The sequence below is a fragment of the uncultured Granulicatella sp. genome (assembly GCF_963515615.1).
Taxonomy (GTDB): Bacteria; Bacillota; Bacilli; order Lactobacillales; family Aerococcaceae; genus Granulicatella.
Map to the genome: position 1 here is coordinate 1 of NZ_CAUPZT010000018.1, position 14,842 is coordinate 14,842.

At 33.9% G+C, this 14,842-nt stretch carries 16 protein-coding genes; 1 reads left to right on the plus strand and 15 read right to left on the minus strand.

Features of this window, described 5'->3' with window-relative positions; all coding sequences use genetic code 11:
• Position 1: 1 nt before the first annotated feature.
• Positions 2 to 1,159, plus strand: coding sequence for an aminotransferase class I/II-fold pyridoxal phosphate-dependent enzyme (locus tag RYL55_RS04375; RefSeq protein WP_315007618.1), 1,158 nt, complete (start codon positions 2 to 4; stop codon positions 1,157 to 1,159).
• Between the two features lie 90 nt (positions 1,160 to 1,249).
• Here the strand turns inward: RYL55_RS04375 and RYL55_RS04380 are convergent, their stop codons facing one another.
• The 15 genes from RYL55_RS04380 to RYL55_RS04450 all read right to left on the minus strand — a co-directional run bounded on the left by RYL55_RS04380 (position 1,250) and on the right by RYL55_RS04450 (position 14,693).
• A complete protein-coding gene (locus RYL55_RS04380) occupies positions 1,250 to 2,575 on the minus strand; it encodes an amidohydrolase (RefSeq protein WP_315007620.1) in 1,326 nt (441 codons plus the stop codon).
• A 155-nt stretch (positions 2,576 to 2,730) separates the two neighbouring features.
• Complete coding sequence (locus tag RYL55_RS04385) at positions 2,731 to 3,813, minus strand: polyamine ABC transporter substrate-binding protein (RefSeq protein ID WP_315007622.1); 1,083 nt, start codon at positions 3,811 to 3,813, stop codon at positions 2,731 to 2,733.
• 27 nt (positions 3,814 to 3,840) lie between these two features.
• Positions 3,841 to 4,863, minus strand: a complete 1,023-nt coding sequence (locus RYL55_RS04390) for an ABC transporter ATP-binding protein (RefSeq protein WP_315007624.1) — start codon at positions 4,861 to 4,863, stop codon at positions 3,841 to 3,843.
• 10 nt (positions 4,864 to 4,873) lie between these two features.
• Positions 4,874 to 5,653, minus strand: coding sequence for an ABC transporter permease (locus RYL55_RS04395; protein WP_315007626.1), 780 nt, complete (start codon positions 5,651 to 5,653; stop codon positions 4,874 to 4,876).
• Positions 5,646 to 6,482, minus strand: coding sequence for an ABC transporter permease (locus RYL55_RS04400; protein WP_315007628.1), 837 nt, complete (start codon positions 6,480 to 6,482; stop codon positions 5,646 to 5,648). Before RYL55_RS04400 ends, RYL55_RS04395 begins: the two co-directional genes overlap by 8 nt.
• 329 nt (positions 6,483 to 6,811) lie before the next feature.
• Complete coding sequence (locus RYL55_RS04405; protein ID WP_315007630.1) at positions 6,812 to 7,504, minus strand: 5'-methylthioadenosine/adenosylhomocysteine nucleosidase; 693 nt, start codon at positions 7,502 to 7,504, stop codon at positions 6,812 to 6,814.
• A gap of 3 nt (positions 7,505 to 7,507) precedes the next feature.
• Positions 7,508 to 8,383, minus strand: a complete 876-nt coding sequence (locus RYL55_RS04410; protein ID WP_315007631.1) for a MetQ/NlpA family ABC transporter substrate-binding protein — start codon at positions 8,381 to 8,383, stop codon at positions 7,508 to 7,510.
• 52 nt (positions 8,384 to 8,435) lie between these two features.
• A complete protein-coding gene (locus RYL55_RS04415; RefSeq protein ID WP_315007633.1) occupies positions 8,436 to 8,909 on the minus strand; it encodes an S-ribosylhomocysteine lyase in 474 nt (157 codons plus the stop codon).
• 348 nt (positions 8,910 to 9,257) lie between these two features.
• On the minus strand, positions 9,258 to 9,938 hold the full coding sequence (gene rpiA / locus RYL55_RS04420; RefSeq protein WP_315007635.1) for a ribose-5-phosphate isomerase RpiA: 681 nt from the start codon (positions 9,936 to 9,938) through the stop codon (positions 9,258 to 9,260).
• 28 nt (positions 9,939 to 9,966) lie between these two features.
• Entirely contained in the window at positions 9,967 to 10,461 is a 495-nt protein-coding gene (locus RYL55_RS04425; RefSeq protein WP_315007637.1) for a hypothetical protein, read from the minus strand.
• Positions 10,462 to 10,563: 102 nt separating this feature from the next.
• The gene (locus RYL55_RS04430) at positions 10,564 to 11,787 is read right to left on the minus strand and encodes an ABC transporter permease (protein ID WP_315007639.1); all 1,224 of its coding nucleotides are present in this window, start codon (positions 11,785 to 11,787) and stop codon (positions 10,564 to 10,566) included.
• A complete protein-coding gene (locus tag RYL55_RS04435) occupies positions 11,777 to 12,469 on the minus strand; it encodes an ABC transporter ATP-binding protein (protein WP_315007642.1) in 693 nt (230 codons plus the stop codon). The genes RYL55_RS04430 and RYL55_RS04435 overlap by 11 nt, the downstream gene beginning before the upstream one ends.
• Positions 12,462 to 13,673, minus strand: coding sequence for a biotin/lipoyl-binding protein (locus tag RYL55_RS04440; RefSeq protein WP_315007644.1), 1,212 nt, complete (start codon positions 13,671 to 13,673; stop codon positions 12,462 to 12,464). The genes RYL55_RS04435 and RYL55_RS04440 overlap by 8 nt, the downstream gene beginning before the upstream one ends.
• Positions 13,674 to 13,685: 12 nt before the next feature.
• On the minus strand, positions 13,686 to 14,162 hold the full coding sequence (locus tag RYL55_RS04445) for a hypothetical protein (protein WP_315007645.1): 477 nt from the start codon (positions 14,160 to 14,162) through the stop codon (positions 13,686 to 13,688).
• A gap of 51 nt (positions 14,163 to 14,213) precedes the next feature.
• The gene (locus tag RYL55_RS04450) at positions 14,214 to 14,693 is read right to left on the minus strand and encodes a hypothetical protein (protein WP_315007647.1); all 480 of its coding nucleotides are present in this window, start codon (positions 14,691 to 14,693) and stop codon (positions 14,214 to 14,216) included.
• Positions 14,694 to 14,842: the final 149 nt, after the last annotated feature.

Below are 14,842 nucleotides of genomic sequence, written 5' to 3' on the forward strand. Positions count from 1 at the left end.
AATGTTAGAACATCCATTCAATCAAGTCGTTGAAAAAATTGCCGTTTCAGATATTCGTCAATTTGATGCAGAAGTTTCTCAAATTCCTGGAATCATCAAATTAACATTAGGTGAACCAAATTTCAACACACCAGAACATATTAAAGAAGCTGCTATTCAAGCAATTCGTGATAATCATTCCCACTATACTCCAAATGCTGGGATTCCTGAATTACGTCAAGCAACAGCAGCATACTACAATAAAAAATTCAATTTAAACTATACAGCAGAACAAGTCATCACTACTATCGGAGCAACTGAAGCAATTAATGCTAGCTTCCAAGCTATTTTAAATCCTGGAGATACAGTGATTGTTCCTACTCCAGTTTTCCCATTATATATGCCAATTACATTGGTGAATCAAGGGAATTTTATTACAGTCGATACTAGTGAAGATGGATTTGTTTTAACTCCAGAAAAATTACGTACTACTATTGAAGCTCATCCAGAAAAAACTTTTAAAGCAGTTGTATTAGTATATCCAAGTAACCCAACAGGAGTAACTTATTCTAAAGAACAATTAGAAGCTTTAAGCGTTGTTTTAAAAGAATATGGATTATGGGCATTATGTGATGAAGTTTACGCAGAATTAACATATAGCGGAACTCATACATCATTAGCTTCATTCTTACCAGATCAAACAATCGTGATTACAGGTTTATCTAAATCTCACGCAATGACTGGATGGAGAATTGGGTACATTCTTGGACCTGTTCCATTTATTAAAGAAGTTGTTAAAACTCACCAATATATGGTTACTTCTCCAAGTAGCTCAAGCCAATACGGTGCTTTAGCTGCAATGTTACACGGACAAGGTGACTGCGATATTATGAAAGTAGAATACCAACAACGTCGTGACTATCTTGCAAAAGAATTACGTCGCTTAGGATTCGAAGTAGCAAGTCCTGATGGAGCTTTCTATCTATTTGCTAAAATTCCTGCAAAATGCGGAACAGATTCATGGGCATTCGTCCGTGACCTTGCAAAAAATGCTAAAGTAGCATTAATCCCTGGAGTTTCATTTGGACCTGGCGGAGAAGGCTACGTTCGTTTCAGCTACGCTGCTTCAATGGAAAACTTAACAGAAGTAGTCGCTCGATTAGAAAAATATTTAGCTTAATACAAAAGGCTGGGATTCACCCCAGCCTTTTTATGTTATACTCATAAATAACTATAAATAACATTATTTGAAACTACAGGTACACCCTAACTATAGCGATTGTTCTAACTCAGTCGCACGTAATTTAAAAATTTTCATATGTTTTTTCAACTCTGATTGTAATTTCTCTACTGAAAATTTTGTTAGTTTTTTATCCTTCACAACCGATACACCATTCACCCACACATCTCTCACATTTGTTGCATTTGCCGAATAAACAAGCACTGCGTAGGCATCATAAATCGGAAACATATTAACAGATTGCGTTTCAACCAATATCAAATCTGCCTTCTTACCTACCTCTAGTGAACCTACTTCATGTTCCAACCCTAATGCACGAGCACCACCAGCTGTAGCTAATCGTACAATCTCTTTTGCCGGAAAAGCACTTCTATCATTTAAATATGTTTTTTGAAAATTTGCCATCATTCTCATCTGCGTAAAAAGATCCAGCGTATTTCCACTACTAGGACCATCAGTACCAAGAGCCACTGTTACTCCATGTTCAAGGAGGCTACGAATAGGCGCCACTCCTTTAGCAGACTTTGTATTAGCGCCAATACAATGCACTACGCTAACATTCGGATACTTCTCCAAAATTTTAATATCATTTTTTGTCAGCATTATACAATGTGCAAGAACTACCGGCACTTCAAAGAATCCTATTGATTCCAAAAATTCAATCGGCGTTTGATTATATTTTTCGCGAAAATACTCCATCTCATAACTCATTTCTGAAACATGTAACGTAATAGGAACTTGATATTTTTTAGATAAATCTAGAATATCCCGTAAACATTGTTCAGTATTCGTATTGGGTGCATGAGGAGCAATAATTGGATGAATCAATTTATCGTATTGCCACTTATTTATAAGAGCTACGGTATAATCCATACTTTCTTTCGTATTAGTACTATCAGGGGTTTTCTGATTAATAATAGTTTCTCCAACGAAAGCTCGCATATTCATATTCTTTGCTACATCCGCAACTACATTTTCAAAATAATACATATCACACATTGTTGTAATTCCTGCTAACTGCATTTCTGCTATAGCATAAGCAGTGCTTAACTCAATCAAAGTTTCATCAACGACTTCTTTCTCTAGCGGAAATAAAAATCTTCGTAATCGATCTGGACAATCATCCCCTAAAGAACGAAAAGGAATCATACCACAATGCGTATGAGCATTTATAAATCCAGGAAGAAGAATTCCGCCTTTAGCATCTATCCATTTATCAGCTTTATCCGCAATATAATTTATCATACTACCTATTTCTTGGATTATATCATTGTCAAATACTAAATATCCATTTGAATACTCTGTCATCCTGTTGTCCATCGTAAGAATCCATGCATTTTTATAACCAATTTTCACAATTTCACTCCTTTACTCTATCCCATTTATTAAACTCTAATTCATCAATAAAATTAAGAATAAACTTACTCACCAGTAAAGCCGTCCTAACGACTATAGGACGGCTTTATTGTTATCATATGAAAAAACTATAATCATCAATCACTTTAATCAAATTATTGGTTAAGTATTTTATTCCATTGATCAATCCATGTTTTTAAATTATCATTTATTAGTTTGAAATCAACAGTTTTTGCACGTTTAGCAACTTCTCCATAAGTCATCGAATTGGATTCATCAACTGATAATTGAACATCTTTATTTACCGGTGCCTCATTTAAAGATTTTACTTTTGTAGCTTGGTTTTCTGCACTAATACGGAAATTGATATATTTAAACCCTTCTTCTTTATTTTTCGCTCCTTTAACAACATTAACTGTGTTATAATTCGCATATGTTCCTGATTGTGGTACAACGTAAACTGCATTAGCATTTGCCTTTTGAACTGTTCGTACAGCAAAATCCAAAACAACTGCAACTGAAACTTCACCTGCTTGGAACATATTTGCTAAATCGCTAGACTTAGAATATGTTTTGACGATATTTGGTTTCAATTCTCCTAGTGCTTTAAATGCAGCTGTTCCTTTATCATTAGCTAATGTAGAACCTCCTTTATCAGCAGCAACTGATAAGAAAAGTGGCCCCCCTGTTGTTGTAATATCAGGAATAGCAATTTTCCCAACTAGATCTGATCCCCATAAATCGCTCCAATCTTTAATTTCATGCCCTACTTTTTCTTTATCATAAATAATTCCAATACTATTTATTGAAAAAGGTACTCCTCCTCCATTTTGAAAAACTTCTTTTGCTCCATCTGTCAAATTAGCAATGTTTGGAACATCTTTTTCGGTAATTGTTTCGAAAACCCCTTCTGAATTCCCTTTTGTCGATCCCGATTGTGATAACTCAATAACATCAACATTACTTCCACCACTTTGAACTTTTGTAAGACGTTCTGATGCATTTCCTACTTCTAAAGTTATTTTTACACCATTAGCTTCTGCAAATGGATTAATAATATCTCTCTCAACGATATCTTGGCTAAGACCAAATGTTGAAACAACTAGTTCACCAGAACCTTTTGAATTATTTCCTCCTGCAGATGTTGTTTCATTTTTTGAAAGATTCGCTTGACTATTCCCACACCCAGCTAATACTAATAATGCTGCACTTACAATTCCTACAATTTTTTTATTCATTTATTATCTCTCCTTAAAATTTTATTTTTATAAAACAATAATATGTTTAGCTGGAAGTTTAAGTGAAACAGGTACCCCAATTTCAATACTACTAGGACTATTCACTAAAAGAACACCAACATCTGTTTGTACTTCATATTGATAGGCTTTACCCAGGAAAGTTCGTACCATTACTTTACCCAAAACATCTCCCTTTTCCTCTGAAACAATTTCAATATAATCAGGTCGGATTGTTACCATTACATCTCCTTTTTTTTCATGAGATTCTGTTTCAATAGTAATTCCGTTAGAAATTTGTACATGATTATTATCTTGAACTGTTGCTGCAATAAAGTTTTCAAAGCCTATAAATCTTGCTACAAACTCTGTTTTTGGACGTTTATATATTTCCTCCGGTGTTCCGTATTGTTCAATAATTCCATTATTCATCACGGCTACTTTATCTGAAATAGAAAAACATTCCTCTTGATCATGTGTCACAAATAACGTTGTAATTTTAAATTGTTGTTGAATTCTCTTGATTTCTAAACGCATTTGCAATCGCAGTTTTGCATCTAAATTACTAAGTGGTTCATCTAGTAAAAGCAATTTTGGTTCAATAATCAATGCACGTGCAAGTGCAACTCTTTGACGTTGACCTCCGGAAAGTTGTTTTGGATATCGATCGCCTAATTTGTCAAGTCCACAAACTTCAAGCATACGAGTTACTTTTTCATCAATAACAGCTTTACTTTCTTTACGAACTTTTAGACCAAATCCCACATTTTCTGCAACAGTCAAATGAGGAAATAACGCATAACTTTGAAAAACCATACCAAATTGTCTAAGATGAACCGGGACATTTGTCATATCAACCCCATCAAGTTCAAACTTCCCACTATTTTGTTGAAGTAGACCGGCTACAATACGAAGCGTTGTTGTCTTGCCACAACCACTTGGCCCCAACAAAGAAACTAACTCCCCTTTGTTTATTGATAAATTCAAATCTTTTAAAATATGATGCTGTTTATCATAAATCATATTCACATTACTTAATTTTACAAAAGACATAATTTTCTCCTTATGAAATAGATGCTAAGCCTGTAGATTTCTCAATTACAATCATAACTCCTATTGTTACAAACATGAGAATAACTGAGAGTGCTGATACTGACGGATCATAATTAAATTCCATATAACTTAATAAAGTCGTAGGTAACATTGTAACCCCCGGACCAGATAAAAACATTGAAACTGGAACATTATTAAATGAATTTACAAATGCCAACATAAATGCAGCAAAAATTCCCGAGGCAATATTTGGTAATAACACTGTTACAAACGCACGCTTCTTAGTACACCCAAGTGTCCAAGCTGCTTCTTCGATTGATACATCAACTTGTTCCATACTGGAACCCACCACTCGAATCACATACGGAACACTAATAAGGAAATGTCCAATTATTAATCCAGGAATAATCGGTAATCTCAAATTCACTACAATCATTTGAAAAATTGAATATCCTACAACAATTCCTGGGATCAATGTTGGAGATAGAAAAAAAGCATTTAAAAACTTTTTCCCTTTAAAACGGTCTCTCGATAATACATACGCTGATGGAATACCTACAATTAATGCAATCAGCGTTGCTACAATACCTATACTTAAACTCAATTGTAAGCTAGACATAAATGCTTTTGAGGTTAGTGCCATAATATACCAATCAATCGTAAATCCTTTAATCGGAAAAGTAATAATTGCCTCTGTCCCAAAAGATGTTACCACAATAATAATGAGTGGCAAGAATAAGAATAAGAACACTACAATTGCCAACATCGTTAGCCATTTATTTTTACGCAATATCTCCACCCCTCTTATCCATAGATTTTGCCAATAAGTTGAATCCCTTCATCACTATAAATGTAATTACAATCATCACTAAAGCAATTACACTGGCACTTGTCCAATCACCAAGAGCTGTAGCTCTTTGATAAAGAAGTGTTGCTAACATCATTTTTTTATTTCCCCCGAGTAATTGGGGAGTCGTGTAAGCAGTAAGCGTACCAGTAAATACAAGAACACTTCCAACAAGCATCCCAGGTAATGATAAAGGGAAAATAATTTTTAAAAATATCTTTATAGGACTTAGCCCCAGTGTTGAAGCTGCCTCAAGAATATCATCATCAACATTTTCTAGAACACCGATAAGAGTCATTACCATTGTAGGTAAGAATAAATATACTGAACCAATAATAATAGAGAAATCTGTATATAATAACGTTATTGGTTCTTTTATAATTCCCCATTGCAACAACAAACTATTAATAACACCATTTTTACCAAGTATTGTAATCCATGCAAAACTTCGTATAACCGAGTTCGTTAACAACGGAAATAATGTTAATGCTATCAAAATACCTTTCCATTTCTTAGAAACTCCAGATATAACATAAGATACAGGTAACCCAAACACTGCACATATCAGTGTTACAAAAAAAGAATTTACTAATGTACGCCACAATACTCCCATAAAATAAGAATCTTTAAAAAATTCACTATAAAGCTGAAACGAAAAACTATTTCTCGGAAAAAATGTTGGAATAAGACTAGAAAGTAGAGGAAGCACTAAAAAGAAACATAAAAGTACTACTCCTGGGAATATCAATATATATCGAACATTATTTCTCATAAAAAATCTCCTCGTTCGTATTTTGTTACAATTATACTATCTCGATAAATAATTTTCAAGAAAATTCAAGATAAAAACAAACAAAATGCATCTCAATTTTTACTATTATTCGTCAAAAACAATATTGTCTCTATTTATGATTATTATCTTCAACTCTCATTCATTTTTTACCAGACACAAAACGGATGTATAAATTTTCATTTGAACCAACATAAACACAAAATTACTAAAGGTATGCTTACTTCAAATTATCCTTTAAAACAAATAAAAAGTTATGCCCATTTTGATTAACTAAAATAAGCATAACTTTTTACTTTATATTCATAATCTTACTGCAACTCTTCCACAAAAGTACAAACTGCCTCAAACGCATGTTTTGAAGCTAGTTCAAGAGTTGCCTCAAATGTATCTGGAGCTTCTCCTCCAACATGATCACTTACACCACGAACATTCAACACAGGAATGTCATAGAAATGAGCAACTTGCGCTAATGGTGTTGATTCCATATCACTTGCTACAATATCCGGTAAAAGTTCACGAATATTTTGTACCGTTTCAATCGAGCTCATAAAAGAATCACTCGTTGCAATAAAACCACTATGAATTCCAAATTCTGTAATACGCTCCTGTAAAATGCGAACAACTCTTTCCTTCAATTCACTATCTACGGGATACGATTCTGGCATTTGAGGAACTTGACCCCATGCATAATCAAAACCTGTCGCATCCACATCACTATATCCAAATTTCGTTGAAACAATGACATCTGCAAGCGCAAAATCTTCATTAAAACTCCCCGTAGTTCCCGTATTAATGATTAGTTCCGGTTGAACCTTATCACAAAGCCAAGCTGCTGTAGCAGCAGCATTCGCTTTTCCAATACCAGATTGAACAAGATATAGATTCTCATGAACTTCAAGAATTCGAATCGGACCTTTTGAAAACACTACTTTTCTTAGTGCGTAGTGTTCTTCAAATGGATGAAGCTCTTCTTTCATTGCAGCAACAATCGCTATTTTCATCGATTATTTACCCCACACTTCAGAAATAGGTTTCTTCACTTCTACTTTTGTTCCTTGGAATTTATCTGAAATGAATTTTTGAACATCTGCATCATGATATAAATCTACTAATTTCTTATAATCATCATTAGATTCATTTCCACTCTTCACAACAATCACATTAATACTTGTAATAGTAGATTCATCTGCTTTTTCATAGAATAAAGCATCTTTCAATACATTTAATCCACCTTCAAGGGCAATAGTATTTCCGATAGCAATTAAATCTACATCATCTAGCACACGAATACTTGTAGTATCATCAATTAATAAAAATTCAAAGTTTTTCTTATTTTCTACGATATCACTTGGAGTACCAGTACCTTCTTTGAAATCTGCTGGCAACTTAATTAAACCAGCTGTTTCTAACAAACGTAGTGCACGTGTTGTATTATAAGGATTATCTGGAATTGCAATTTTAGCGCCATTTGGCAGGTCATTTAATGATTTTACTTTTTTCGAATAAAGTCCCATTGGTTCGATATAAGTTGTTCCAATTGGTGTTAGTTTAGAACTATTGGATTCATTAAATCCTTGTAAATATCCAATCGATTGAAAGGCATTTGCATCTACGGAACCTTCAGCAACTGCTTGGTTTAATGGTACACCCCCATTTAATTCTTCGACTTCAATTTTTAATCCTGCTTTTTTCGCTTGATCTGATTCTGCAATATGTCTCCAAATATCCGCATCAGAACCAACAGAAGCAACTTTTACTGTTTTTAATTCTGATTTTGAATTTGAAGTTGTTGAGTTTGATGTAGTTTGATTGCTGCAAGCAGCTAATGCTACAACTGCTGAAAGTGCCAATAAAGATTTTGTAATAGTTTTTAAGTTCATAAGGAAATCCCTCCGTTTAGATATTTACTAATTATTGAATAAATAAATGTCATTAAATTACTTTACGTTCAAATGGATCAATACTGATTCCTTGTTCTAATACTTGTTTAGCATATTCTTTTGCTCCAAATAAAGAGTGATCACGATAGTTTCCGCATTGAACGGCAGAAACACCTTGAATATCTTCCAATTGAATCTTTTCAACAATTTGTTCTAAAGTTGATTTTAATGCACGAGCAATATCTTCTGAAGAACGTTCTTCCCAGAGAATTAAGTGGAATCCTGTACGACAACCAAATGGTGAAATATCAATAATCCCATCGATACGATCACGAAGTAAATCTGCTAATAAGTGCTCAAAGGTATGAATTACCCCTGTCGGCATTTCTTGTTTATTTGGTTGTAAAAAGCGAATATCAAAATTTGAAATAACATCTCCTTTTTTCCCGTATTCATTTGAAATTAATCTCACGTAAGGTGCAATCACCTTGTTGTGATCTAATGTAAAGCTTTCTACTTCAGCCATATTGAATTCCTCCTGTCATGATAAAAAAAGAATAAAACTTCTAATAAAAGAACCGTTCTCACTCTTTTTTATATCATTTCAATTAAGTTATATCGAAATTATACAGTAGTCCCCCTTGAAATTCAACGTAAAAACGAACTTTACCTTATACTAAATTAATATAGTTCGTTATTCGCTTTAGCTATATCTGTACAAATCCCATATAAATCAACTATATCAATTGTTTGTGAATGATTCTGAACATAAAAACTAGTTTACCTCTAACCTCACCGACACTTTTTATTCACTCCCTCTTTAAATTAGCTCAAAAACAAAAAAGCCTGGGATCAATCCCAGACCTTCTCTCTATTATCCTAAAGTTTGCACTTTCACACCATCCGGTGTTCCAATTAAAACTGTTTCCGTCATATTTGTAAATAATCCTTGTTCCACTACTCCTGTTAAAGCTTTTAATTCTGCTCCGAATGCCACAGGATCTTTGATTGGGAATACGTCTAAGTCAATAATATAATTTTGACTATCTGTTAAATAACGTTCTCCGTTTTCTAACACTCGGAATTTTGGACGATATCCTTTTGCTTCGAATTTTTGGAATAATTGTTCTGAACCATACGGAATTACTTCTACTGGAAGTGGGAAGCGTCCTAAATAATCCACCATTTTAGATTCATCGACAATCCAAATAATACGTTTTGATTGCTCTGCAACAATTTTTTCAAATAGTAAAGCACCACCGCCCCCTTTAATTCCTGAAAAATCAGGAGCAATTTCATCTGCTCCATCAACTGTTACATCAATGAAATCTACTTCATCTACACTCTTCAATGGAATCCCTAGCTTCTCAGCTTGTTCCTTTGTACGTTTTGAAGTCGTTACACCAATAATGTCTAAGCCTTCTTCTTTTACACGTCTACCAATTTCTTCTACAAAATAATAAGCTGTAGAACCTGTTCCTAGACCTACTGTCATACCTGATTCAATATAAGTTGCGGCCTGTTTGCCGACCATCTCTTTCATGTTCACACGCATACCCTCCAATATGATTCAACTATCCTTATTATAGCATAAATTTTTTTACTCGTTTCAAATCTTCTTGTAATTGTTCATAGATTTGTCGTAATTCTTCAGCAGATAAATTTAATTCTACTTCAACAGTTTTCGTTTGTGATTTCTCCTCTTCTGCTTGATATTGAAACACTTCTTCTTCATCTAATTGAGCTAAGTCAATTCCAATCACTTGAGAAGCCGTTGTTAAAATATTTTCTGGAGCAATGACCCATGTCATGACGTATTCATCTTCTAAATTTTCTAATAACACTGCTAATCTGGATTGTTCAAACTCTGAAGAATACTCTTCTCCTTTTTCTAATAAGTTCTTCATCGCCTCCAGGCATTCTTCCAATTGTGCTGCAGATAATAAGTTGATTACTTCTTGATAAGCTTGTTCTTGATGAGAAACTTGTAAGAAAATATCTGTTTGAATGTTGTGAGTTTGAGGATGGATAGCTAAAAATTTTAATTCAAATATAAAATCTCCTTCTGAAATCTTCATGCGCTCACCTCTTTCTTCGTTTAATTGCCATATCTATAGTACAAGTTTCTCTTTCATGTTTCAATCATTTCAAAGAAAAAAGGCTGGAGTTTCTCCAACCTTCTAACGTAATATTTCAATGACATCTTTATTCGCAGCAGATTTAGCAGGAAATACGCTAAATACAATTCCGATAAAGACAGATACTCCAACTGTTAAAGCTACTGCTGTCCAGTCGGTATAAATTTTAAATGGTAAGAAATTCGAAATCAGCATTGCAATCAAGACACCTGTTACATATCCGATAATTCCACCAATAGAAGTAATCATAATTCCTTCTAATAAAAATTGTAGTTGAATCGAACCTTTAGTAGCTCCCATTGCACGACGAATCCCAATTTCTTTTGTTCGTTCAGATACTGAAATATACATCATATTCATCACGCCTACACCTGCAATGAATAGAGAAATTCCGGCTACTGCTGAAACAAAATAAGTTAATCCATCTAACACTTTTCCAATAATATCCATTTGAGCCGCTACGTCAATAAAAGTATATTTCCCTGAAGTATGTTTTGAACCCACTTCATTCAAATGAGTTTCTACTTTTTTAGCAACATCTTTTGCGACATAGCCTGGTTTAACAAATACTTTTAGCCCATTCACATTTTCTTCTTTTTTATGATAATGTTGATGAGTGGTAGCTGGAATATGGACGGCTTTATAAGGATCTGCACCAGTAAAAATAGCTTGCAAAGCATCTACTTTACTCGTTGGTTTTACCCCTTTAATATAGTACACTTCTCCATCAATCGTTACCCCATGTCCTAGCGCTTGTTTTGGCCTAGAAAATAATAATTCCGCTAATGATTCATCAATAATCGCTACTTTTTTATTCGCATCAATATCTACTTGGGAAATGTTTTCTCCAACCGTCAAAGATTCTTTTGTTGCAGATTTTTCTAACCCCAGTACAACATGTTCTGTCGATTTCTTTGTTGGAATCGAAACACCGAAAATATAATTTTGTTCCTTGGTTTCAGGAATTTCCGTCCCCGAAACTCCTTCAATACTTTCTACACCAATACGGTCTTGTTTTGAAAAAGCTTTTTCTACTTTTCGAACAGATTGTGGATTATCAGGTTGATAGAAAAATTGTACAGTTACTTTCCCATTATCTTCACCAGCTAATCCTGAAATAGCCATTTTTTGGAATCCTTTCCCAAGACTCATAATCGTAATAACAGCTGCAATTCCGATAATAATTCCTAACATCGTTAAAATTGTACGACGAGCATTTCCTTTTAAAGAATGCAAAGCGGATCCTAATAATACACTAAATTTCATGTAGAATCCCCTCCTTTTGTTCATGAATCACTCCATCAATTACATGGATAACTCGAGAACAATACTTCGTCAATGTTGGATCATGCGTCACCATTACAATCGTTACACCATCTTCACGATTTAAACGATATAAAATATCCATAATACTCGCAGAAGTTTTACTATCCAACGCTCCTGTTGGTTCATCAGCAATAATGAATTTTGGACTATTCACGAGTGCTCGTGCAATTGCCACTCTTTGTTTTTGACCACCTGAAAGATGGCGAGGATATTTTTCTAATTTATCTCCTAGACCTACTTTTTCAAGTGCTTGTTTTACTTTTGTATGAGTTTGGCGTGGTGTTAATCCACGATATAATAAAGGTAGACGAACATTTTCTTCAACTGTTGCTTGTTCAATTAAGTTGAAATCTTGAAAAACAAATCCAACGGTAGAATTGCGTACTTTGGAAATTTGATTATCACTCAAATTGGAAACAGACTCATCGTTAAAAGAATATTTTCCTTCATATTTAGAATCTAGGAATCCTAATATATTAATGAGGGTAGATTTCCCAGAACCCGAAGGCCCCATTATTCCAACAAATTCTCCTTGGGCAATAAGAACCGTCACATCATTTAATACATGTAACTGCTCATCTCCAACTTTATAATATTTATGAATATGTTCTAATTTAATCATGGGACTTCACCGACTCTTCCAATTGTGTAGAAGACACCGCTGCTCCATCTGTAATGTCTGAATCTGGATTTGCAATCACTTTATCTCCAATACTTAATCCTTCTTGAACAATCCATTGGAATCCTTTTTTCACACGTTTAATATTTTTGCGTTTAGCTACCCCATTATCATATAAATACACATATTCTTGTTCTCCATCTTTTTGAATCGCTTGTTCTGTTAATACTACTCCTTTTTGAGGGATTTTTACTTGAACAGTAAATCCATTTGGAAGAGAAATTTCTGGTTTTACAATTACATCATAACGAGCAACACTATGACCTCCACCACTAGAAGCTGAACTTGGAGAAGTTGGCAAAGCTGGCACTGGATTAGCACCACTTCCTGATGGATCAGTAGAAACAAATGAAATCGTTCCTTTAATCTCTCGATCTTGAGCTTTCACATAGATCGTTACAGAAGCTCCCTTTTCAACTGATTCATAATCATATTCAGAAACAGTTGTTTTCGCTTCGCTGTCTTTACTTGTAATTTTAATGAAGGCTAATTGTACATTTGTTTTTCCTTCTGGATTAATGCTAATGGTTCCTGCAATATCTGCTGTTACACTTGAGCTTGTTTTTTTAGAAAGACGTTCGATTTTTGTGTTTACATCTTCAATATTATTGTTCATGTCACGAATCGCTTTTTGAGTACCCTCGATTGCTTGATCAAAGGCTGTTGTATCCATAGCTCCTACATGAGTTGTTTGATTCGTAGCACCTTGTTGATTTTGAGTAGGGACTTCTTTTTCTAACTCTTGTTTTGCTTGAGCTTTACGATTCTTTTGTGTTTCTAATTCTTGATAGAGACGATCACGTTCAGCTACTAGACGACTTACTTGTCGATTTAAATCGGCAACTTCATCACTAATGGTTTCATTATCATATTCAAATAACACATCGCCTGCTTCTACTTCTTGACCATCTGTTACTTTTACTTGAGCGACTTGCCCTTTTTGAGGGTCCACATGATAGCTTTGCTCTTTAGCCGTTTCAATATTTCCATCTAATACTAAAGGCTCCTGTTCGGTTAACTCCATAATTGTATAATGGTGTTCTTCTTTCTTTTCTGGAGAGCGTAATTTTAAAAATCCTAATACGATTACAATAACGGCTCCTAATACCATTACGCTAATCATGCTCCATTTTAATGTTTTACTCATTGATAACTCTCCTTAACGTTTCACTACTTCTTGTGCCCATTTTTGGTATGTCATATATAACCATGCTAGTAATCCAGCAATAATCGCTGGGATAACAAAAGTAGTTACGCTGAATTTTTGATGATTGAAAATATTATTAGCAATTTGCATTAAAATTGAAAAGACATGAATTCCAATCACATAAAAGAATAAATTCTTATCTGGTAATGCTTGAGTTTTAGCACTCTTTCCAATTTTGTGATATAAAATTGTTGCAAAAATACATAATAAGAAGAATAATAGGAAAACTGCTACTCCAACTCCAGCTGTTTCAAAATTATGTTCTACACCCTGTTTTGCTAATTCTTCTTGCACACTTGGAACAAATGTAGACGCCACTCCAATTAATACAAAGAGATTCGCAAAAATTCCAATAATATTCCAAACTTTTAATCCAGTAGCAATTTTACTAACTACACCTGCATATTGTTCAACTTTTTGTGTATCCATGTTTCATTCCTCCTAACAGTTGTTTTCAACCTTCTAAACATTACATCATTTTTATTTTTTCGCTACTTCTTGTGCCCATTTTTGGTAGGTTACATATACCCATGCTAGTAATCCGGCAATAATGGCTGGAACAATATAAGCAGTGAAATCAAATCCTGACGGACTAATAAATTGACTTACAATTTGAATTACAATTGAAAATGCATGAATTCCAATCGCAAAGTTTAATAAATTTTTATCTGGTAATTGTTGTTGTTTCACACTCTTTCCAATCTTATGATATAAAATCGTTGAAAAAATACATAGTAATAAATAAATTACAACAATAGCCCCACTCAAACCAATCGTTTCCGTATTAAAGGCTGGATTATTTAATTTTGCTAATTCTTCTTGAGTATTTGGCAATAATAGAAATACTAGTCCTGCTGTTGCAAAACCATTCCCAACAATTCCAATAATATTCCAAACTTTTAACCCCGTAGAAACTTTTCTTACAACTCCTGCATATTGTTCAACTTTTTGTGTATCCATGATACATTCCTCCTCAAAACTTTTTAAAAAAGAATAGGTTAGTTACTCTTTTAGCTAACTATATACCTAGCATCCTTTTTTGTCAATACGTTTCTTTATTTTTTATTACGCTTATTATACACCCGTTGTTCCCGTTTTCATATAGGAAT